The sequence below is a fragment of the Salirhabdus euzebyi genome (genome assembly GCF_014207435.1).
Taxonomy (GTDB): Bacteria; Bacillota; Bacilli; order Bacillales; family Alkalibacillaceae; genus Salirhabdus; species Salirhabdus euzebyi.
Genome location: NZ_JACHGH010000001.1, coordinates 444,779 through 466,353, shown reverse-complemented (window position 1 = coordinate 466,353; position 21,575 = coordinate 444,779). Strand labels below are relative to the sequence as shown.

General features: G+C 35.9%; 19 protein-coding genes and 1 other annotated feature. Of the genes, 17 read left to right on the top strand and 2 right to left on the bottom strand.

Translation table 11 applies throughout. From position 1 onward, the window contains the following. The first annotated feature begins 65 nt into the window (after positions 1-65). Entirely contained in the window at positions 66-521 is a 456-nt protein-coding gene (locus HNQ94_RS02425; protein ID WP_174494395.1) for a hypothetical protein, read from the top strand. Positions 522-569: 48 nt separating this feature from the next. On the opposite strand, the gene sspI is transcribed toward HNQ94_RS02425, so the two are convergent. After that, complete coding sequence (sspI, locus tag HNQ94_RS02420; RefSeq protein ID WP_174494396.1) at positions 570-779, bottom strand: small acid-soluble spore protein SspI; 210 nt, start codon at positions 777-779, stop codon at positions 570-572. A gap of 108 nt (positions 780-887) precedes the next feature. Here sspI and HNQ94_RS02415 point away from each other — a divergent pair, with 108 nt between their 5' ends. The 5 genes from HNQ94_RS02415 (at position 888) to HNQ94_RS02395 (ending at position 8,456) form a co-directional block, all read left to right on the top strand. Further along, positions 888-1,631 (top strand): TrmH family RNA methyltransferase, encoded by a 744-nt coding sequence (locus HNQ94_RS02415; protein ID WP_174494397.1) that lies wholly within the window; start codon positions 888-890, stop codon positions 1,629-1,631. A 49-nt stretch (positions 1,632-1,680) separates the two neighbouring features. Continuing rightward, positions 1,681-1,927: a binding site (T-box leader), on the top strand. Between the two features lie 67 nt (positions 1,928-1,994). Beyond that, the gene (pheS, locus tag HNQ94_RS02410; protein WP_174494398.1) at positions 1,995-3,029 is read left to right on the top strand and encodes a phenylalanine--tRNA ligase subunit alpha; all 1,035 of its coding nucleotides are present in this window, start codon (positions 1,995-1,997) and stop codon (positions 3,027-3,029) included. Positions 3,030-3,044: 15 nt separating this feature from the next. Continuing rightward, positions 3,045-5,474, top strand: a complete 2,430-nt coding sequence (pheT, locus tag HNQ94_RS02405) for a phenylalanine--tRNA ligase subunit beta (protein ID WP_174494399.1) — start codon at positions 3,045-3,047, stop codon at positions 5,472-5,474. A gap of 295 nt (positions 5,475-5,769) precedes the next feature. Beyond that, positions 5,770-6,276 (top strand): GNAT family N-acetyltransferase, encoded by a 507-nt coding sequence (locus tag HNQ94_RS02400; protein ID WP_174494400.1) that lies wholly within the window; start codon positions 5,770-5,772, stop codon positions 6,274-6,276. Further along, positions 6,249-8,456 carry a PAS domain-containing protein gene (locus tag HNQ94_RS02395; protein ID WP_174494401.1) on the top strand — a complete coding sequence of 736 codons (2,208 nt, stop codon included), beginning with the start codon at positions 6,249-6,251 and terminating at the stop codon, positions 8,454-8,456. Before HNQ94_RS02400 ends, HNQ94_RS02395 begins: the two co-directional genes overlap by 28 nt. A 62-nt stretch (positions 8,457-8,518) precedes the next feature. Here the strand turns inward: HNQ94_RS02395 and rnhC are convergent, their stop codons facing one another. Further along, on the bottom strand, positions 8,519-9,445 hold the full coding sequence (gene rnhC / locus HNQ94_RS02390; protein ID WP_174494402.1) for a ribonuclease HIII: 927 nt from the start codon (positions 9,443-9,445) through the stop codon (positions 8,519-8,521). A gap of 138 nt (positions 9,446-9,583) precedes the next feature. On the opposite strand from rnhC, the gene zapA reads away from it, so the two are divergent. The 11 genes from zapA to trxA all read left to right on the top strand — a co-directional run bounded on the left by zapA (position 9,584) and on the right by trxA (position 21,507). After that, the gene (zapA, locus tag HNQ94_RS02385; RefSeq protein WP_174494403.1) at positions 9,584-9,856 is read left to right on the top strand and encodes a cell division protein ZapA; all 273 of its coding nucleotides are present in this window, start codon (positions 9,584-9,586) and stop codon (positions 9,854-9,856) included. Then, on the top strand, positions 9,849-10,406 hold the full coding sequence (locus HNQ94_RS02380) for a CvpA family protein (protein WP_174494404.1): 558 nt from the start codon (positions 9,849-9,851) through the stop codon (positions 10,404-10,406). Before zapA ends, HNQ94_RS02380 begins: the two co-directional genes overlap by 8 nt. 97 nt (positions 10,407-10,503) lie before the next feature. After that, positions 10,504-12,219, top strand: a complete 1,716-nt coding sequence (gene polX / locus HNQ94_RS02375; protein ID WP_174494405.1) for a DNA polymerase/3'-5' exonuclease PolX — start codon at positions 10,504-10,506, stop codon at positions 12,217-12,219. A 23-nt stretch (positions 12,220-12,242) separates the two neighbouring features. Further along, a complete protein-coding gene (locus tag HNQ94_RS02370) occupies positions 12,243-14,594 on the top strand; it encodes an endonuclease MutS2 (protein ID WP_174494406.1) in 2,352 nt (783 codons plus the stop codon). A 25-nt stretch (positions 14,595-14,619) separates the two neighbouring features. Next, positions 14,620-15,030: a DUF350 domain-containing protein gene (locus HNQ94_RS02365; RefSeq protein ID WP_174494407.1), complete on the top strand. Its 411-nt coding sequence runs from the start codon at positions 14,620-14,622 to the stop codon at positions 15,028-15,030. Positions 15,031-15,310: 280 nt separating this feature from the next. Further along, positions 15,311-17,011: a long-chain-fatty-acid--CoA ligase gene (locus HNQ94_RS02360; protein ID WP_174494408.1), complete on the top strand. Its 1,701-nt coding sequence runs from the start codon at positions 15,311-15,313 to the stop codon at positions 17,009-17,011. A gap of 232 nt (positions 17,012-17,243) precedes the next feature. Further along, positions 17,244-17,825, top strand: a complete 582-nt coding sequence (gene fadR / locus HNQ94_RS02355) for a fatty acid metabolism transcriptional regulator FadR (protein ID WP_174494409.1) — start codon at positions 17,244-17,246, stop codon at positions 17,823-17,825. Between the two features lie 39 nt (positions 17,826-17,864). Further along, positions 17,865-18,638 carry an enoyl-CoA hydratase gene (locus HNQ94_RS02350; RefSeq protein ID WP_174494410.1) on the top strand — a complete coding sequence of 258 codons (774 nt, stop codon included), beginning with the start codon at positions 17,865-17,867 and terminating at the stop codon, positions 18,636-18,638. A gap of 18 nt (positions 18,639-18,656) precedes the next feature. Continuing rightward, on the top strand, positions 18,657-19,430 hold the full coding sequence (locus tag HNQ94_RS02345) for an electron transfer flavoprotein subunit beta/FixA family protein (RefSeq protein WP_174494411.1): 774 nt from the start codon (positions 18,657-18,659) through the stop codon (positions 19,428-19,430). A gap of 29 nt (positions 19,431-19,459) precedes the next feature. Continuing rightward, entirely contained in the window at positions 19,460-20,440 is a 981-nt protein-coding gene (locus HNQ94_RS02340) for an electron transfer flavoprotein subunit alpha/FixB family protein (RefSeq protein WP_174494412.1), read from the top strand. Positions 20,441-21,192: 752 nt separating this feature from the next. Further along, positions 21,193-21,507, top strand: coding sequence for a thioredoxin (gene trxA / locus HNQ94_RS02335; protein ID WP_174494413.1), 315 nt, complete (start codon positions 21,193-21,195; stop codon positions 21,505-21,507). Positions 21,508-21,575 lie beyond the last annotated feature (68 nt).

The following is a 21,575-nucleotide window of genomic DNA, read 5'->3' as shown; positions in this document are numbered from 1 at the left end:
GTATGGATAGGAAAATAGTGAGTAATCCTATACAATATCCACTTCTAGAAAGGGAGGGACTAAAGATGAATCCAGGTTGGTTGTTTGTACTCGCTTCCTTAATTGCTGTTGTAGGTATCACTATTTCCTTTAGGCAATTGATAACAAGATTAGAGGATAAATTAAGGGACAGCGAAGAAGTAAATCAAAAAACTTTTCAAAAGGACCTATCACGATTGTTTATTAAAATAATGATTATTGAAAGTATTCCTATTATTTTAATATTTTTAGGTTTTATTGAAATGAATTATTTTGAACTAACAAACCTATTTCAAGTATATATACCGCTCATATTAGTATTAGGTATTTTAGTATTCGGGCTTATTAGCATCTTTTCTACAAGGGGAGCTGTAATTGCCATGCATGAAATACCGAAAGATACAAGAGGTTTTATTTATACTCTTTTGTTTATAGGCATGGCTTTAGTAAGTGCAATTCCAATTATCTCTATCATTTCTATTTTTATGATATTAGGACAGTAAAAAAAAGGAGTTTGATTTACTTCAAACTCCTGTTATACGCGTAATAAACTATTTTTTTAGTGCGTCTTCAATGACTTCAAGCACTTCTTCTTTTTCAGATTCGTCTGCATTGTTCCAGTACACTTCAAATAGAACGCCAAGACCCGGTAAAGTTTTTTCTTCTCCACCTTGAATAGCATCTACAATGGTTGCTTCTAATTGATCGGAAGTATTACCGGATACGTTATGAAGTACAGCTTTACGTAGATCTAAATTCATGTTGTCACCTCATCTTTTTAAACTTTTGTTTGCATTAGTTTGACCCTTATCATTAAAAATATGTATGATAGAAAAAGAATATCAAGCCAAGAATTGCAGGTGACATGAATGATTGAATCGCAACAAAATGGAAAGGTAAAACATTGGAGTAAACTCAAACGTCGAAAAGATCGTATGAAATCTAATACCTTTTTAATTGAAGGGGAACATTTAATTGAAGAGGCCTTAAAAAGTAACTGGATTGTAAAAGAACTAATTGTCCTCGAAAATTACAATACAGATTGGTTACAACAAGAAAAAGTTGTGACGACAGTTGTTTCGGATAAAATTTTTGCTACCTTGGCAAACACGGAAAACCCACAAGGAATTATGGCTGAAATTGAAATGAGGGAAGAGAAAATCCAACCTCATTTTCAAAAGGTCATCATGTTAGATGCTATTCAAGATCCTGGGAACGCAGGAACGATTGTAAGAACAGCAGATGCCCTTGGGTTTGATGCAGTTCTATTTGGTAAGGGGACAGTAGATCTGTATAACGAAAAAGTGATTAGAGCTACACAGGGCTCATTGTTTCATATTCCAGTAATAACTGGGGATTTAGAAGATTGGGTTTATACATTGAAAAAAGATGGATTTATTGTCTGGGCCACTGCCCTAGAGAATGCACAGCGATTAGAAGAAAATAAACCACCAGAAAAGGTTGCAGTACTATTTGGTAATGAGGGAAGTGGAGTACAACAAGAACTGCTTCAATTAGCCGACCATCGTGTCTATATTCCGATCAAAGGACAAGCAGAATCGCTAAATGTTAGTATTGCGTCAGGCATTATTATGTACTATTTACAGCAGTAGGGTTGCAATATGTAAAATGTTTTTCTATAATATTCCGTATAACTGAAGATTAAAAGTGTCGAAAGAGCCGAGTAAATCATAATGGAATCGATTTAGGGAGGAAATGCCGCTGACTGGAAGCATTTCTATCGTGGTTATGATTGAAATTTCACTCTGGAGCTGTCACCGGGACCTTGCTAAATAGCAAGTAAAGGATGACCGGATATTAAAATCCGTTATAAGAATGAAGTGGGCATACCGTGTCAATAGTATGTCAATTAGGGTGGTAACACGGAATGATAAGTCTCGTCCCTTTTATGGGGATGGGGCTTTTTTATTTCTATAAAAATCATTTTAACTTGTCAAACAAAGGAGGAAATACACATGAAGGAACGTTTAGAGGAACTGAAACAAGAGGCTTTAAATAAAGTTACAGCAGCTTCTGATATAAAAGAACTTCAAGAAGTTCGAGTTTCCTATCTAGGTAAAAAAGGACCAATTACAGAGGTATTACGAGGTATGGGAAAATTATCTGCAGAAGAGCGCCCTGTTGTTGGTCAACTTGCGAATGATGTTCGAGAAGCAATTGCTAATGAATTAAATCAAAAGCAAGATCAGTTAGAAAAAGTGGCACTTGAAAAAAAGCTGTCAGAGGAATCCATTGATGTCACGTTACCTGGTCGACCAATCCCAACTGGAGGCCCACATCTGTTAACGAAGCTAATTGAAGAAATTGAAGACTTATTTATTGGTATGGGCTTTCAAGTAGCGGAAGGACCAGAGGTAGAACAGGATTATTATAACTTTGAAGCCTTAAACTTACCGAAGGGCCATCCAGCAAGAGATATGCAAGATTCGTTCTATATTACAGAAGAGTTATTATTGCGTACGCATACGTCTCCTGTTCAAGCTAGAACAATGGAAAAACATGAAGGAAGAGGCCCAGTAAAAATCATTTGTCCAGGTAAGGTTTATCGTCGAGATACAGATGATGCAACCCACTCTCATCAATTTACACAAATTGAAGGACTGTATGTGGATAAAAATGTACGAATGAGTGACTTAAAAGGTGTTTTAAACGCCTTTGCCAAAAAAATGTTCGGTCAAACTAGAGAAATTCGTTTGCGCCCAAGCTTTTTCCCTTTTACAGAACCGTCTGTTGAAATGGATATTTCTTGTAAAATGTGTCACGGCGAAGGGTGTTCAGTCTGTAAACAAACAGGATGGATTGAAATTTTAGGCGCTGGTATGGTTCATCCTAACGTGTTAAAAATGGCAGGATTTGATCCAGATCAATACACCGGTTTTGCCTTTGGGATGGGACCAGAAAGAATTGCGATGTTAAAATACGGAATTGATGATATTCGTCATTTTTATACGAATGATGTACGATTCCTAAAACAATTTCATCATGCATAAAGGAGGAGAGATTAAATGCTAGTATCCTTAAATTGGTTAAAACAATATGTAAATGTAGATAAAGTATCCCCGGAAGAATTAGCAGAGAAAGTGACAAAAAGCGGGATTGAAGTAGAAAGTATTGAATCAATTGCTGATCAAATTAGCAATGTAGTGGTGGGACACGTTTTATCTTGTGAGCAACATCCGGATGCTGATAAATTAAATGTTTGTCAGGTTGATGTTGGAGATGAACAACTACAAATTATTTGTGGAGCAAAAAATGTAGCTGCTGGGCAAAAAGTAGCCGTTGCAAAACCTGGTGCGAGACTACCGGGTGGGTTAAAAATTAAAAAGGCGAAACTTCGCGGTGAGGTTTCCAATGGTATGATTTGCTCTTTAGAGGAGTTAGGGATAGACCCGAAATTTGTTCCAAAAGAATTTGAAGATGGTATTTATGTTTTTCAAGAGGATGTAGAAATTGGAGCAAATGCAATTGAACTGCTAAACCTTGATGATGCTATTTTAGAATTTGAACTTACACCAAATCGATCGGATTGCCTAAGCATGCTTGGTGTTGCATATGAAGTGGCTGCAATACTAGGTGAGGATATTCGCCTACCAGAAGTAACTGTGGATGGAACGGATCAACAGGTTGAAGATTATATAAAGGTAAAGGTAGAAGATGCTACATTAAACCCATACTACGGAGCCTTTCTCATTAAAAATGTCAAAGTAGGACCATCCCCATTATGGATTAGAAATCGTTTAATTGCTGGCGGAATCCGTCCAATTAATAACGTGGTAGATATTACGAACTATGTATTACTGGAATATGGTCAACCACTCCACGCTTTCGATTATGATCTTTTTGGATCGAAGGAAGTAGTTGTTCGTACAGCAAACGAAGGCGAAACAATTAAAACACTAGATGATGAAGTTCGTACTTTAGAACCGGATCATCTTGTCATCACTAACGGCAAAGAAGCAGTTGCCATTGCTGGTGTGATGGGTGGAGCTGATTCAGAGGTACACGATGGAACTACCACTGTTCTGTTAGAAGCGGCATACTTCCATCCTCAATCTGTACGAAAAGCATCTAAAGATCATGGGTTACGTAGTGAAGCAAGTACACGATTTGAAAAGGGTGTAGATCCAAAACGTGTAAAAGAAGCTGGACTTCGCGCTTGCCAATTACTTGAGCAATATGCTAACGGAGAAGTATTAGAAGGGGTAGCAGAGTTTAATGACTTAGATGTACAAGAACATGTTATTTCCTTTGATACTGACAAAATAAATAACGTTTTAGGTACATCGATCTCTACACCAGAAATAGCAACTATTTTAGAAAAGTTACGCTTTCCGTACAAGCAAAATGACCATTCTTTTGAGGTAACAGCCCCAACTAGAAGAGGAGATATTACGATTGTAGAAGATATGGTGGAAGAAGTGGCTCGTATTTATGGCTATGATAATTTACCATTTACCCTACCAGCTGGTTCTTCAAGTGCAGGTGGCTTAACAGTTAAACAAAAGTTAAAAAGAAAAATTCACAACTATTTACAAGGTGCAGGCCTAAATGAAGCAATTACTTACTCTTTAACGACAGAAGAATACGCCTCTTTACTTGTTGACCCAAGCATTCAAGAAAGAAATCCTGTCCCTGTTAAACTAGCGATGCCTATGAGTGAGGCACATAGCCATTTGAGACTAAGTCTTTTACCTGAAATGTTGTCTAGCATTCAATATAATGTGGCACGTAGACAGGAAAATGTTGCTTTATACGAATTAGGATCTATCTATATCAATGAAAACGAAGTCGTTACAAAGCAGCCGGAAGAAAAACTGCGATTATCAGGAGCAGTAACTGGTTTATGGGTAAATAATCAATGGCAAAAAGAAGTCAAAGCTGTTGATTTCTATGTTGTGAAAGGGCTAGTAGAAGGGTTATTCCAAGTACTGAGAATTAATAACGTTTCATATGAGCCAGCCCAAATAAAGGATATGCATCCAGGAAGAACAGCTATTATTACAGTAGGGAACCAAAAAGTCGGGTTTACTGGACAAATCCACCCGTCCTTACAAGGTCAACATGATGTAACAGACACATATGTATTTGATTTAGATTTGGATGCAATCGTTTCATTAGCTAACCTAGAAGAGAGCTATGAGTTGATTCCAAGATACCCATCTGTTACACAGGATTTAGCTTTTGTAGTGGATGAGTCTATTGCTTCACAGCATATGATGAATGCTATTAAAAAGGCTGGTCAACCATTCTTAAAGGATGTGCAAGTGTTTGATATTTATCAAGGAGAGCATATGGAACCAGGGAAAAAGTCAATTGCATTTACGCTTAGATTCCAGGATCCAGAAGGTACATTGAAAGATAAACAAATAGAAGAAGCGCGTGAAAAGATTGTTACTGCTGTTAAGGAAACTTTCCGTGCTGAATTAAGAGGGTAAAGAAAAAACCAAGCCACATGGCTTGGTTTTTTTATGCAATTTTTACTCAACATAAACAAGGAAAATGCATCCCAATAGAGAAATATAATTATAATGCTATTGACAACATACTGACAAAATCCCTCTATAAAACATGTGAAGTATAGATGGAGAGCATTACTAATAGTAATGCTTATTTGTACTTAAGAAAGTTTAACTTTGTTAAAGGATAAAAGTATAAGTAAAAATAAGGCTTTCGCCATAAGGACTTGGCGACAAGCCAAGTTTTTCTAATAATGAAAGTAGGTCATATTTTTTGCAAGCTAAACGTATTAAAATGAAGTTGTTGTTAGATCATCAGGTAATAAAAAAAGATATACTTAGTACTAATTTGACTAGTGTTAATACTAGTATGCTAGGAAATTTGATGTATTCAGCTTATAAAGATACAATCGATTATGAAGGTGAAACAGTAGAACAATTTATAAAAGAAATACAAGCTACGTTAAATGGTAAATACGGTAAATTATTATCTGATTGTTCTTACATGATAGAATTGAAAAATTTACCTGTTGCAACAACAATCATTTCCCTATTTAAAGGGGCTCCGTTTGTAACCTATAATGTCACCCACCCTGAACATCATAATAAAGGCTTTTCCACATTTTTAATCAAAAAGTCCATAAATAGTTTAGTGGAACAAGGGTACAAAGAGTTATTTTTGATGGTTACAGAAGGAAACGCCTCTGCTCAGCATATGTATAGAAAAATAGGGTTTATTGAACAGCAAGGTGAATGGGACGAATTGATAAAGAGGATATAAATGATAGAGGTAAAGATAAAATGACACGACTGAAAAAAGTAATACAAAACTTATTCACAAAAGTGAACAAAAAAATACATAACATTGATGAGCAAATGGATAATTTAAAAGATGCTTTTTTTGAAGTGGATTCAAATTGGAAATTCATATACATCAACAGTGCCGGTGAAAAATTACTCTTAAGGAGTAAGGATGAGCTAATTGGTAAAAATCTTTGGGAGGAATTTGGCGAAGCAGCTTATCTAATCTTTTACCAAGAATATAATAAAGCAATGAATGAGCAAGTGACTGTTGAATTCCAAGAGTTCTATCCCCCATTAAATACATGGTTTGATGTCACAGCTTATCCTTCGAAAAATGGATTGTTTGTTCACTTTCGTGATGTAACCGAGAGTAAAAAAAGGCTTGATGAAAGTCAAGAATATTATAAATCACTATTTTATCATCACCCTGATGCTGTTTTTTCCTTTGATTTACATGGTAATTTTTTATCGATAAATAAAAGCCATGCACAATTATTTGGTTACTCTGTTGAAGAAACAACAAAAATGCACTACGCTACATTCGTTGTGCCCGAGGATATAGAAAGAACTAACTATCATTTTCAGCAAGCTGTTCAAGGTATCCCGCAAAATTATGAAATTACTTGTTTAACTAAAGAAGGCAATCATGTGGAAGTAAATGTTACGAACGTACCTATCATCGTTCAAAATAGAGTAGTAGGTGTATATGGGATTGCCAAAGATATTACAAAACAGAAGGAAGCAGAACAGACAATTATTAAAAGTGAGTCGACATCAAGGCTTGCGATGAAAATAGCAAAATTGGGAGCGTGGGAATGGAAGGTAAATAGTCAGGCCATTTTTTGGTCAGACGAAATGTACCGAATTGTTGGTATAGACACATCGAATAAAATGAATCTTCAAAAGTTTTTGCAATATGTTCATCCAGAAGACAAGGTGAAAGTAAGAAGGGTTATTTTTGATATTATGCAAGGTAAACCCGAAAATCACAATTATAGGATTGTTCGCCCGGATGGACAAATACGCTATATTCAATCAGAATTAGAGGCTTTTTATGACCAAGATGGAAATATTGAGAAAATAATTGGGATAAGCCGGGACATTACAGATCAAAAATTTGCACAACAAAAATTACAGAAAAGTGAAGATTTATATAAATTAATTTCCCAAAACGTACATGATGTTATTTCATACAGTGATGGTAAGGGAGTTTTGATCTATATTTCCCCTTCTATACGAAAGCTACTAGGCTATGAACCAGATGAATTAATTGGACAATCTGGTGTAAACCTTCTTCACCCAGAAGATTTCAAATGGGTTAGAAGAAAAGCCTCTGGAGACAGGGGTGTCTTTATGGCCCGTTATCGTCATAAAAATGGCCATTATGTATGGGTAGAGCGATCCTTTAAAAATATTAAAGATGAAAATGGAAACATCATAAATATTATAGCAATTGGTCGAGATATAACGGAAAGAGTTCAAGCACAAGAGGATAGGCTGAACAATGAAAAGTTAATTATGACAGGACAGCTCGCTGCTGGAATTGCTCATGAATTAAAGACTCCATTAACCGCTATAAAAGGCTTCTTTCAAATTATGGATAATGAAAATGAATGGAATGAAGAATATATCGGTGTAATAAAAGCTGAAATGACAAGAATAGAAAATATACTAAGTGAATTATTATTACTAGCAAAACCTATGGAAAAGAAGTTTAAAAAGGAAAATTTGTATTCAATTGTCAAAAGTGCTGTTACTTTGTTTGAATTACAAGCAAATAAAAAAGGAATTACATTCGTCATCACGTTTGAAACAAACCCAATATATATTCATTGTAATAAAGATGAGTTAAAGCAAGTGATGATTAATTTGCTGAAAAATGGGCTCGAGTCAATGGAAAATGGTGGAGAAATTCATATTAAAGCTAATAAGATGGACAATGAAGTTTCATTAAGAGTTACTGATCAAGGAAAAGGAATTCCTAAAAATGAATTGAAAAATCTATTTCTTCCATTTTATACGACAAAAGATTCTGGAACTGGTTTAGGACTTACTGTAAGTCAGTCGATTGTGGAAAGACACCACGGTGTTATTTCTGTTGCAAGTGAACCGAATGAAGGGACCACCTTCTCCGTATCCTTACCTTTAACACAGTAGCTCCCCCATACAAACTTTATTACAAAAAGAACACAAAAACGAATAGTCTTTGTGTTCTTTGCTCATTTTCTCTTGTTTTGAAGAAGTGTTTCTGCTTTTTGTAAATTGGCAAAATGTATTTTAACATAATCGTATAGTACTGTCTTTCCTTTGGCAGCTATTATTTTTGCAGCTTGCTCATCTACTAGCTTACTTGCTCCTTTTGGGAGCTTGAAACCAATGTCTTTTGAAAGACGGTCCATTTCTTTTAAAAATTTGGCTCGAGATAAAATAGAAGCTGCAGCAACTGCAATCGAATAGCTTTCTGCTTTCGTTAAGAAATACATCTTTTCGGGTAGCTTCTTTTTTTCTGAGGTAAGGTGACGTTGAAATACACGACGTTCAGCAAACTGATCAACAACTATTCCATCAAGCTCTTCGATGTTTATTTTTTTCAATACATTTTGGATCGCATGAAAATGGAGCATAACTTTCATTTTCCCTTGGGTCCATCCTTTTTTTTGTAATTCGTTGTATTTTGGATTATGTAATACGAGAAGACTATAAGGAATTTTAGCTGCAATAATTTGATCAGCAACATGAAGGACAGATTCATCTGACATCGATTTGGAGTCTCTCACGCCGAGCTCTTTTAATAAAGGAATTTTACTTTCCTCCACATAAGCTGCAGCTGCAGTCATTGGACCAAAAAAGTCACCCGATCCTGCCTCATCTGTTCCCATATGACTATGGGTAACACAGTCAGGGACTATCTTTTCTTTTTCTACCTGCTTAGTCATTTTAAGTGGATGTCCCCATTTTTGTGCTTCATTGGAATGATTTGCTCCTTGAAAAAGGACTTTTCCTGATTGATAAGCAGTAATGGTGCACCCACTTAATTTGGCTGCAAATAGTGCACTACTTGGTGAATTAGGCTTTAAATCATTTTTATAGTAATCTTTCATCTTATTTAATTCAGAGGTGGGTAGTTGTAATACAGTTTGTGACATCTTTATAGCTCCTTCCTTTTCTGTAACTAGTATAACAAAAACTATTAAATTCATGGATTCTTTCACAAGTTTAATTTCCATATTGTACTTAATCATGTTAATATAATTTTTAGGATGTATAGTGAGGAGGCCTTTCAAATGTCACATTCAGACAAAACGAGAACAACTGTTGAAATACACAATCAAAAATATACTGTTGTTGGTGAGGAACCTTCACACCATATTCAAATGATCGCCAGTATGGTAGATCAAAAGATGAAAGAAATTCAGGAGGCCAATCCTCGTCTTGATACAGCAAAGTTAGCTGTTTTAACAGCTGTTAATGCAATGAATGACTATATTAAACTTAAGGAAGAATATCGATCTATGACAGAGCAATTACGTAGTGAGGAAAGGAGAAAAAATGGTTGACTTTATTCTAGTTATTCTATTAATCATTGGTACTCTAATAGGTCTAAAAAGAGGATTTATTATGCAGGTGCTACACCTCACTGGATTTATTATTGCCTTTTTATTTGCCATTATTTATTATGATAATTTAGCCCCTAAATTAACCATGTGGATACCTTATCCAGATATATCTGACGAAGGCTTATGGGCAATGTTTGATTCATTGCCATTGGAAACAGCCTTTTACAATGGAATTTCTTTTGTCGTCTTGTTTTTTGTCGTGAAAATTATGTTGCAAATTGTTGCTAATATGCTCGATTTTGTGACGGAGCTTCCGATACTACATAGTTTTAATGGCTTGTTAGGTGCCATTTTAGGTTTTATTGAAACTTATTTCATTTTGTTTATTATTTTGTACTTTTTAGCTTTGATGCCAATAGATTTTGTCCAAGGGTATGTAAGTGACTCGTCTATTGCTCAATTTATGGTTGAGCATACACCTTTATTATCCGAACAAATTAAGGATTTATGGTTTAAACACATATCAGAAGCTCTTGAAAACTTCTCCTAACGAGAAGTTTTTCTTTTTTCCGCCGTGATATAGGTAGGCCTTTTGCTTTAACATGCGATATTTACTATGATGAACTATAATAAAGTGGGTGATACATATGACTATAAATAAAAAACAAGTTATTCAACTATTAGAAAAGATAGCGATTTATTTAGAGTTAAAAGGAGAAAATCCTTTTAAAATTTCAGCTTATCGTAAAGCCGCACAAGCTCTTGAGAGTGATGATCGATCTCTAACCGAAATCGAGGATTTTACCAAAATGAAAGGGATTGGGAAAGGAACAGCTGCTGTCATAAATGAGTTTATAGAGCTTGGATATTCCGATACGTTGAAAGAGTTGGAGAAAACAGTCCCTTCAGGTTTAATTCCTCTTCTAGATTTACAAGGATTAGGCGGGAAAAAACTTTCAAAGCTTTATCAAGAATTGGGCGTAATAGATGCTGTGTCGCTAAGAGAAGCTTGTGAAAGTGGGAAAGTGGAGCAGCTAGCTGGGTTTGGAAAAAAAACAGCTGAGAAGATTCTGAAGTCTATAGAAGATGCTTCCAAAAGACCGGAGAGACTTCCAATAGCTTTCATGCTCCCAATTGTTGAAACAATAGAAGAACAACTTAAGAAGATAGATGATATTTTAAAATTTTCAAGAGCAGGTAGCATAAGAAGAACAAGGGAAACGATTAAGGATTTAGACTTTATTGTGGCAACTGATCAACCAGAAAAAGTGAAGGAAGCTCTAATTGCTCTAGAGGGAATTTCAAGTGTAGTTGCTGCTGGAACAACAAAAGTTACAGTCATTTACGGGGAAGTATATGATGTGTCTGTAGATTTCCGTATCGTTAAGCTTGAAGAATTTGCAACAACACTACATCATTTTACTGGTTCAAAAGATCATAACGTAGCGATGAGACAGCTTGCAAAGCAAAGAAATGAAAAGATTAGTGAATATGGTGTAGAAAATGTAAATACCGGTGAAATCTTAACATTCGAAACGGAAACACAATTTTTTGCTCATTTTGGTCTCAGCTATATTCCACCAGAGATGAGAGAAAACAATGGAGAAATTGAACAAGCTAAAGGTGAGCTAGACTATATTAACTTTGGTGATGTGCGTGGTGATCTTCATATGCATACGACCTGGAGTGATGGTGCGCAGTCATTAGAAGAAATGGTCTTAAGAGCTAGAGAATTGAACTATGAGTACATTGCTATTACCGATCACTCTAAATTTTTACGTGTTGCTAACGGGTTAAATGAAGAAAGGATACGTAAACAAAGAGAAGAAATTAATCGACTTAATCAAAAGTATAACGATATACACATTTTAGCTGGAATTGAAATGGACATACTTCCTGACGGTTCATTGGATTTTTCAGACGAATTTTTAAAAGAGATGGACTTTGTCATTGCTTCCATTCACTCAAGCTTTTCTCAATCAAAAGAGCAAATAATGAATCGCTTCAAAACAGCGATGGAATGTCCTTATGTACACTTAATTGCTCATCCCACCGGTAGAGTTATTGGTAAACGTGATGGTTATGAAGTAGACTATGAGCAACTGATTAAGTGGGCGAGGGAAACAAATACTGCATTAGAATTAAACGCAAACCCTAACCGCTTGGATTTAACTTGGAAATGGTTGAGGGAGGCGCAAGAAGCAGGAGTAAAAATTGCTATTAACACTGATGCGCACAGCTATTCCATGTTAGATGACATGGAGTTAGGTGTAAACTTTAGTAGAAAAGCTTGGTTAAAGAAAGAAACAGTTATTAATACATGGTCGTTACAAGAGGTAAAAGAATTTTTAAGCAGGGAATAAGTGTAAAAAGGGGTTTAGGCAACATGAATGAAAGAATTTTACGGGTACTAGAATTTAATAAGATTAAAGAAAAGCTTATTGGTCATGCAGGCTCGTCACTCGGAAAAGAAAAAGTAAGCTTGCTTCACCCCTCCACAAATTTTCAAGAGGTTGTAAAGTGGCAACACGAGACGGATGAGGCAAGCCAGGTGTTACGAATAAAAGGTAATATTCCATTAGGTGGAATATTTGATATACGTCCTCATGTCAAGCGAGCATCCATTGGTGGAATTTTAAGTCCTGGGGAATGTTTGGATATAGCAAGTACTATTAGAGCCGGAAAAATAATTAAGCAATTTGTTGAAGATATTGATATAGATGAAGTGACAATTCCGATTCTCCGAGAGCTTGTTACAGAAATTGTTTTTTTAACTGATTTGGAAAGAAGTATTAAGCATTGTATTGATGATCATGGTCATGTAATGGACGGAGCTTCAGACAAACTAAGAACAATAAGAAGTAGGATCCGCTCTCATGAAAGTAGCGTACGAGACAAACTGGAGAACTATACAAGAACGAAGACAAAAATGCTATCAGACGCAATCGTAACTATTCGTAATGACAGATATGTGATACCAGTTAAACAGGAATATCGGGCTTCCTTTGGCGGGATTGTGCATGATCAATCATCTTCAGGGGCTACTCTGTTTATAGAGCCACAATCAGTGGTCGATTTGAACAATAAACTACAGGCAGCAAAAGTAGAAGAGAAGCAAGAGATTAATCGTATTTTACAGGAACTCTCTGTATTAGTAGCAAATGATCAACATTCTTTATTGCAAAATGTACAAATATTAACCGAAATTGATTTTATGGTAGCAAAAGCTAAATTTGCTAAAGATTTAAACGCCTCGATGCCAACGATGAATGAAAATGGCATCATTAAAATGAAAGCAGCTCGTCATCCTTTAATCACTGATGAAGAGGTAGTAGCCAATGATATTGAAATAGGTTCCGACTATACATCAATCGTGATAACAGGACCTAATACCGGTGGTAAGACCGTTACACTTAAAATGGTGGGTCTGTGTACATTGATGGCCCAAGCTGGGTTACAGATTCCTGCTTTAGATGGTTGCGAGTTAGCTATTTTTGATGAAGTTTTTGCGGATATAGGTGATGAACAATCAATTGAACAAAGCTTGAGTACTTTTTCCTCACATATGACAAATATTGTAGACATCTTGAAAGACGTAGATGAAAAAACGTTAGTCCTTTTTGATGAACTTGGTGCAGGGACAGATCCTCAAGAGGGCGCTGCATTAGCCATGGCGATTTTAGATGAAGTGGTGGCACGGAAAGCTAGAGTTATTGCTACAACACACTATCCAGAATTAAAAGCTTATGGGTACAACAGAGAAGGAGTAGTGAATGCTTCTGTTGAATTTGATATTAAAACGTTAAGACCAACGTATCGTTTGCTTATTGGGGTTCCGGGGAGAAGTAATGCTTTTGAAATTTCTCGTCGCTTAGGCCTAGAGGAAAATATTATAGACAAAGCGAAATCGTTAACAGGACACGATTCGCAAAGTGTAGAAAATATGATTGCCTCTTTAGAAGAATCAAGGCGTAAAGCGGATGAAGATTATGAAAATGCGGAGCAAGTTTTACAAGAAGCAAAAGACATGAGAGAAGAGCTAGAACAAAGATGGAAGCAGTTTGAGCAACAAAAAGAAAGGCTATTTAAAAAAGCAGAAGAAAAAGCAGCGAAAGAAATAGAAAAGGCAAAGCGTGAGGCAGAAGAAATTATTGAACAGCTACGCAACATGAAGGATCAAGCATCCGTAAAAGAACATGAAATTATAAATGCGAAAAAACAGCTATCTGAAGCGGGTGTTAATCTAACCGATGATGATAAAGAAATAACGGAAAACGCAAAATCAACGAAAGGTGAACTACAACCTGGGGATGAAGTAAAGGTATTAACCCTTAACCAACAAGGTTATATCGTTGAACAAATAAGTAAGCAGGAATATCAGGTTCAATTAGGAATTATGAAAGTAAAGGTAAAACGAAAAAACTTGCAATTTATGAAACGCCCAGAACCAGTAAAAGAAAAACCGTTAGCAACCGTAAAAGGAAATACTTATCATGTAAAGACAGAGCTTGATTTAAGAGGAGAAAGATATGAAGATGCTCTCCTACAACTAGAAAAGTATATCGATGATGCTGTTTTAGCTGGGTATAACAGTGTTTCTATTATTCATGGTAAAGGTACTGGTGCTTTACGAAAAGGAGTTCAAAAATTTGCTGAACGCCATCCTTCTATTAAGTCTCACCGAATGGGGAATATGAATGAAGGTGGAAGTGGTATTACTGTAATGGAATTAGGTTAGGTGAGAACGAAAGGGGAGAGTGAGGATGTGGAGTGAATTTTGGGAAAATCCAATTGTAGACACAGCCGCGCGGTTTAGTGTAGTCGTTTTGTGTTCTATCCTTTTTTTAGCGATATTTGAACTGGTAACGAAGTATAACAATTGGGAAGAAATTAAAAAGGGTAATTTTTCTGTAGCAATGGCGACCGGAGGAAAAATATTTGGTATAGCCAATATTTTTCGCTATTCTATTGAACATAACGATTCCTTGTTACAGAGTGTAGGATGGGGAATGATAGGGTTTATCCTGTTATTAATCGGTTATTTTATTTTTGAATTTCTAACACCAACTTTTCGCATTGATGATGAAATCGCAAATGATAACAGAGCAGTTGGTTTAATAGCGATGGTAATTTCGATTGGGTTATCCTTTGTTATTGGAGCGAATATTATATAAGGAGAACATTAAATGAAAAGGCTAGCAATAATATTAATGGTAGTTTCCGCTTTATTTTTGATCATCGGAATATATTATATAATGACAGCATAATAGAGAAGCCTCGCTTATCAAAAAGCGAGGCTTCTCTAATTTCATTTATTATTCAGTCTAACTACTGTGGTATAGGTAATGAAGATGACTTTTTTCTAAAAAAATAATCTGATAATTATAAATAATATTTCAAATTAGACGTATGAATGATTATAATGAGAGTAATACATTTTAAGGAGGCTTAAAAATGGGGGAAGATGTAAAAGTGTGGTTTAAGCATTATCCAGCTGAAATTCCTACTTCTATTCAGTATGACGAGAAGCCACTTCAGCAATTTCTTCAAGAATCGGCAGAAGAATACCCAGATATGAAAGCGCTTCACTTCTTGGGTAAAGAATTATCCTTTGAAGAGGTGTTTTCACAAACTAAGAAGATTGCAAGCTATTTTCAAAGTTTGGGTTTAGAAAAAGGTGACCGCGTAGCTATTATGTTACCGAACTCACCTCAATCTGTAATTGCCTACTACGGTGCATTAATGGCTGGAGCTATTGTCGTTCCAACTAATCCTCTTTATACGGAACGAGAGCTAGAATATCAACTTAAAGACTCAGGTGCACACTTTATTGTTTGTCTTGACTTACTCTATCCAAGAGTGAAAAAAGTTAGAGACAATACAGATTTAAAGCACGTCTTTGTTACCGGTATTAAAGATTATTTACCATTCCCCAAAAACTTACTATATCCTTTTGTGCAAAAAAAGGAATATGGGGAATTCGAAAAACCAAAACATGGTGGAACTGTTCATCAATGGGTTAACATCTTAAAAGAGGCAACAGAATCGGTCAAATCAGTTGAGGTGAATCCAAAAGAAGATTTAGCGTTACTACAGTATACAGGAGGTACAACTGGTTTTCCTAAAGGTGTCATGCTTACCCATTATAATTTAGTTGCCAATACGCAGATGTCTCAACATTGGATGTACAAAGCGAAAAAAGGCCAAGATGTAACAATGGGTGTTCTACCATTTTTTCATGTATATGGTATGACTGCTGTTATGAATTTATCAATAATGATGGCAACAAAAATGATTTTGATGCCAAAATTCGATCCGGAAGATGTATTAAAAACGATAGATAAGCAGAAGCCGACTCTATTCCCAGGTGCCCCAACAATTTATGTTGGTTTACTAAATCATCCAAACTTAAAAAATTATGACCTATCTTCAGTAGAGGCATGTATTAGTGGTTCTGCTCCATTGCCAATAGAGGTTCAAGAAAAGTTTGAGAAAGAAACAGGTGGAAAGCTAGTAGAAGGTTACGGTCTAACAGAAAGCTCTCCAGTAACCCATTCAAACTTTTTGTGGGATAAACGAGTTAGTGGTAGTATTGGTGTACCATGGCCAGATACAGATGCTAAAATTTTTAAATCTACTGAACCTTTAGAGGAAGCGGAGTTAAATGAGGTTGGGGAGATAGCTGTAAAAGGTCCTCAAGTCATGAAAGGATATTGGAATAATCAAGAAGAAACAGATAAAGTACTAAAAGATGGTTGGCTCTTTACTGGTGACATGGGTTATATGGATGAAGAAGGGTTTTTCTATGTTGTTGACCGTAAAAAGGATATGATTATCGCTGGTGGATACAACATTTATCCTCGTGAAGTAGAAGAAGTACTTTATGAACATGAAAGTGTTCAAGAGGCTGTTGTAGCAGGAATCCCTGATCCATATAGAGGAGAAACAGTAAAGGCATACGTTGTACTAAAAGATGGCCATGAATTGACGGAAGAAGAACTAAATGAATTTTGCAGAAAAAGTTTAGCAGCATATAAAGCTCCAAGAATATATGAATTTAGAGATGAATTACCTAAAACAGCAGTTGGTAAAATTTTAAGAAGAAAATTGGTTGATGAGGAGAAAGAAAAACAAAACAAACAACAAAGTGTCTAGTTGTTTCCTTTCTCTTGCTTTTTTTAACATTGTAATGTACAAGCAAAAAATGTGTCCATGTAGTTGACACTAGAATAATTTCCTTATAAAATAAAACTGAGTGAATGACCATTCATTCAGTTTTATTGATTGACGGAGTCAACACATTAAAGTATAAGCGTTAAAAACATTGCAATCGCCTTCTACTTAAAGACTTGGCGATAAGCCGAGTTTTTCTAATAAGGAGAACATTATGAAAAAAAATAAACCGAAATACAAACAAATTATTGATGCTGCAGTAGAAGTGATTGCAGAGAATGGTTATCACGCTTCTCAAGTATCCAAAATTGCAAAAAAAGCTGGTGTAGCCGATGGAACAATCTACTTGTATTTTAAAAATAAAGAAGATATTTTAGTTTCTTTATTTCAAGAAAAGATGGGTCAGTTTGTTGAGAGAATTAAAGAAGACATTGAGAAAAAGGATAATGCTAGTGATAAACTTTATTCCTTAATTCAAATGCACTTTAGACAGCTTGCTGAGAACCACAATTTGGCCATTGTAACACAACTAGAGTTACGTCAGTCCAATAAAGATTTGCGATTAAAAATTAATGACGTACTTAAAGGATATTTGGGGATTGTTGATGAAATCTTAAAAGAAGGTATTGAAGAAGGGTTATATCACCCTGAAATCAATATAAAACTAGTTCGCCAAATGATTTTTGGTACATTAGATGAAGTTGTTACGAACTGGGTCATGAAGGAACAACGATACAATTTAGTATCTCAAACAAAGGACGTTCACCATTTTATAACAAATGGTTTAATAAAATAACGTTAAAAATTGTTAAAGGTATAGGGAGGAGGAATACAGGTGGAAAAATTATCACTACATGTTGATGGTAATGTAGCGAATATACTTTTTCACAGCCCACCTGCTAATGCCCTTTCTTCAGGACTTTTGAAAGAGCTTTCAGAAGTGTTGGATCAAATTGAACATAATCGCACAGTAAAGGCGATTGTTATTCAAGGGGAAGGGAAATTCTTTTCTGCAGGAGCGGATATAAAAGAGTTCACATCTTTACAAAATGCTGACGACTATACGAGCCTTGCTCAACAAGGACAACAAATATTTGATCGCATGGAAAAATTCCATATTCCTATTATTGCATCCATTCATGGAGCTGCTTTAGGTGGTGGTTTAGAACTTGCCATGTCTTGCCATATCCGTATTGTGACACATGAGGCAAAGCTAGGCTTACCAGAATTAACCCTAGGAATAATTCCTGGATTCGCAGGAACACAGCGACTCCCTCGTTATGTTGGTATTCCTAAGGCGTATGAAATGATTTTGACAGGAAGACCAATCACAGGTGATGAAGCAGTCCAACTTGGCCTAGCAAATCATGCGGTTACTGAGGATGAATTAAAAGAATTTACTAGTAAACTAGTAAGTAAAATAGTTGATAAAAGTGCACCATCTATCAATGCCATAATGGGATTAATTCCCTTTACATATACATCCCAATTTCAAACAGGTGTATATGAAGAAGCAAAAAGCTTTGGAAATATCTTTGGCACAGAAGATGCTAAGGAAGGCGTACAAGCATTTATTGAAAAGCGTAAACCTAATTTCAAAGATAAATAGACTTAAGGAGGTTTTTATATGAATATTTACGTACTAATGAAAAGAACGTTTGATACAGAGGAGAAAATTGTTATCTCAAATGGCCGAATTGAAGAGGAAGGCGCAGAGTTTATCATTAATCCATACGATGAGTATGCAATTGAAGAAGCTATTCAATTAAGAGATGAACATGGTGGAGAAGTAACGGTTGTGACAATTGGCAGTGAAGATGCTGAAAAACAATTACGTACTGCATTGGCAATGGGTGCAGATAAAGCTGTATTAATTAATACAGAAGACGATGTGGAAGAAAGTGACCAATTTACAACGGTTAAAATTTTAGAGGCTTTCTTTGATGACAAAGAATATGATCTCATATTAGCTGGTAACGTGGCAATCGACCAAGCAAGTGGTCAAATTGGACCTCGCTTAGCAGAAAAACTGAACATTCCATATGTAACAACTATTACAAATCTTAAAATCGATGGTGATACTGCTCATATCGAGAGAGACGTAGAAGGCGACGTCGAAAAATTAGATGCTTCCTTACCTTTACTTGTTACATGTCAACAAGGGTTAAATGAACCTAGATATCCATCTCTACCTGGTATTATGAAAGCGAAAAAGAAGCCACTTGAAGAGTTGGAATTAGATGATTTAGATTTAGATGAAGATGATGTAGAACCGAAGACAAAAACAATTGAAGTGTTCTTACCACCTGCAAAAGAGGCTGGAAAAGTTTTAGAAGGTGAAATTGACGATCAAGTTAAAGAGTTAGTGTCATTACTTAGAAATGAATCGAAGGTAATATAAAACACACAGCTAAGGAAAGGGGAATTGTCATGAGTAAAAAAATCGTTGTTTTTGGTGAAGTGCGTGACGGAGAACTTCGTAACGTATCTTTTGAAGCCGTTGCCGCTGCAAAATTGGTTAGTGAGGGCGGAGAAATTGTAGCAGCAGTTTTTGGAGATGGAAGTTTAGAAAAAGCTGCTCAAGAGCTAATTTATTATGGAGCGGATCGAGTTGTTACTGTTCAAAACGAAACTTTAAAAACGTATACATCTGAGGGTTATGCACAAGCTGCATTAGCTGTAATAGAAGATGAAGATCCAGAAGGAATTGTAATGGGACACACAGCTGCAGGTAAAGATTTAACACCAAAGCTAGCTAGTAAACTAGATAGTGGTTTAATATCAGACGTAACAAGCATTGAAGTTGCTGGTGGAAATGTTGTTTTTACAAGACCAATATACTCTGGTAAAGCTTTTGAGAAGAAAATTGTTACAGATGGATTGATTTTTGCGACAGTTCGTCCGAATAACATTGCTCCTTTAGAGCGTGATGAAAGCAGAACAGGTGAAATCACTGCTAAAGAGGTTGAAATTAAAGATATTCGTACAGTAATTAAAGAAGTGCTTAGAAAATCTACAGAAGGTGTAGATCTATCTGAGGCAAAAGTAGTAATCGCAGGTGGTCGTGGGGTAAAAAGTAAAGAAGGTTTTGAACCACTTCAAGAGCTTGCAGATGCACTAGGTGGTGCAGTTGGAGCTTCACGTGGTGCGTGTGATGCAGACTACTGTGATTACTCCCTTCAAATTGGGCAAACGGGTAAGGTAGTAACACCTGACTTATATATTGCATGTGGTATTTCCGGAGCTATTCAGCATTTAGCAGGAATGTCTAATTCAAAAGTAATCGTTGCGATTAACAAAGATCCAGAAGCTAACATCTTTAATGTTGCTGATTATGGAATTGTTGGAGATCTATTTGATGTAGTTCCTAAATTAACAGAAGAAATTAAAAAATTAAAAGTTAACGCATAATCATCAGTGCCCAGTACCTTTTTAGGTTTACTGGGCATTTTACTTTTTAAAGGTTGTTTTCTCAATAAATACTGCTTTTGATACAATATCCTTAAACTACGACATAACTATAGCTTTGCATTTTGATGAGTGAATACGAACGCTTCGTCAGAATACTCCGCTTTCACGGGCACGGCCTCAGCCTCCCCGCGGAAAACCATCGCTGCGGGGTCTTCAGACACGTGCTATCCCGTAGGAGTCTGCGTATTCTGCCTACGCTAAGATTGACTTTCTAATTCCAAGGATATTGGTAAACCATATAGGCATGTTAGATAATTCTTGCTTATCACTATGACTTGATTTTTAACTTTCTTTTTCCCAATTCATCCGTACATTAAAGATAAGCACATGCTAAGGAAGGAAATACACGTAGACTCCTGCGGGACAGCGAAGACGTTGAGCCCCGACAGCGAGCGTTCTGTGCGAGTGAGGAGGCTCAGCGCGAGCCCGTGGAAAGCGTAGTGTATTTCCGTAGCAGCTGGAATTAAAGTTCAATGGTTACGTCGTATTTTCTATCAACTATGACACAAATGACAATGATTTTTACGAAGAAGCGCTTTTTTACATAAGCAGATTTCTTTTCGAAATGACTATAATGAATTATATTATTCTTATGAGAAATAATAAGCAAAACAAACTATTGGAAACAGATCATTCCAAGATGTTATACTTAATTTAGAATTGAATAAGCATGGCTTAGGAGGAATTTTATAATGGCAATTGTAAAGGCTAGTGATCAAAACTTTAACCAAGAAACTTCAGAAGGACTTGTTCTTGCAGACTTTTGGGCACCTTGGTGTGGACCTTGTAAAATGATTGCACCAGTATTAGAAGAGCTTGATAGTGAAATGTCAGATAAAGTGAAAATCATTAAGCTAGACGTTGATGAAAACCAAGAAACAGCTCAAAAATTTGGCGTAATGAGTATCCCAACCTTACTACTATTTAAAGATGGGGAAGTAGTTGATCAAGTAGTAGGTTTTCAACCGAAAGATGCCCTAGCTGAGCTAGTTAACAAACATTCTTAATTTAAAATACCAAAAGTATATTGCATGAAAAGATTCCCTTGTCTATCATTATGACAAGGGAATTTTTT

What these genes read in the sequence shown, in the direction of transcription:
- HNQ94_RS02425 (WP_174494395.1), top strand. Translation starts at nt 66, where the DNA reads ATGAATCCAGGTTGGTTGTTTGTACTCGCTTCCTTAATTGCTGTTGTA.
- sspI (WP_174494396.1), bottom strand. Translation starts at nt 779, where the DNA reads ATGAATTTAGATCTACGTAAAGCTGTACTTCATAACGTATCCGGTAAT.
- HNQ94_RS02415 (WP_174494397.1), top strand. Translation starts at nt 888, where the DNA reads ATGATTGAATCGCAACAAAATGGAAAGGTAAAACATTGGAGTAAACTC.
- pheS (WP_174494398.1), top strand. Translation starts at nt 1,995, where the DNA reads ATGAAGGAACGTTTAGAGGAACTGAAACAAGAGGCTTTAAATAAAGTT.
- pheT (WP_174494399.1), top strand. Translation starts at nt 3,045, where the DNA reads ATGCTAGTATCCTTAAATTGGTTAAAACAATATGTAAATGTAGATAAA.
- HNQ94_RS02395 (WP_174494401.1), top strand. Translation starts at nt 6,249, where the DNA reads ATGGGACGAATTGATAAAGAGGATATAAATGATAGAGGTAAAGATAAA.
- rnhC (WP_174494402.1), bottom strand. Translation starts at nt 9,445, where the DNA reads ATGTCACAAACTGTATTACAACTACCCACCTCTGAATTAAATAAGATG.
- zapA (WP_174494403.1), top strand. Translation starts at nt 9,584, where the DNA reads ATGTCACATTCAGACAAAACGAGAACAACTGTTGAAATACACAATCAA.
- HNQ94_RS02380 (WP_174494404.1), top strand. Translation starts at nt 9,849, where the DNA reads ATGGTTGACTTTATTCTAGTTATTCTATTAATCATTGGTACTCTAATA.
- polX (WP_174494405.1), top strand. Translation starts at nt 10,504, where the DNA reads ATGACTATAAATAAAAAACAAGTTATTCAACTATTAGAAAAGATAGCG.
- HNQ94_RS02370 (WP_174494406.1), top strand. Translation starts at nt 12,243, where the DNA reads ATGAATGAAAGAATTTTACGGGTACTAGAATTTAATAAGATTAAAGAA.
- HNQ94_RS02365 (WP_174494407.1), top strand. Translation starts at nt 14,620, where the DNA reads ATGTGGAGTGAATTTTGGGAAAATCCAATTGTAGACACAGCCGCGCGG.
- HNQ94_RS02360 (WP_174494408.1), top strand. Translation starts at nt 15,311, where the DNA reads ATGGGGGAAGATGTAAAAGTGTGGTTTAAGCATTATCCAGCTGAAATT.
- fadR (WP_174494409.1), top strand. Translation starts at nt 17,244, where the DNA reads ATGAAAAAAAATAAACCGAAATACAAACAAATTATTGATGCTGCAGTA.
- HNQ94_RS02345 (WP_174494411.1), top strand. Translation starts at nt 18,657, where the DNA reads ATGAATATTTACGTACTAATGAAAAGAACGTTTGATACAGAGGAGAAA.
- HNQ94_RS02340 (WP_174494412.1), top strand. Translation starts at nt 19,460, where the DNA reads ATGAGTAAAAAAATCGTTGTTTTTGGTGAAGTGCGTGACGGAGAACTT.
- trxA (WP_174494413.1), top strand. Translation starts at nt 21,193, where the DNA reads ATGGCAATTGTAAAGGCTAGTGATCAAAACTTTAACCAAGAAACTTCA.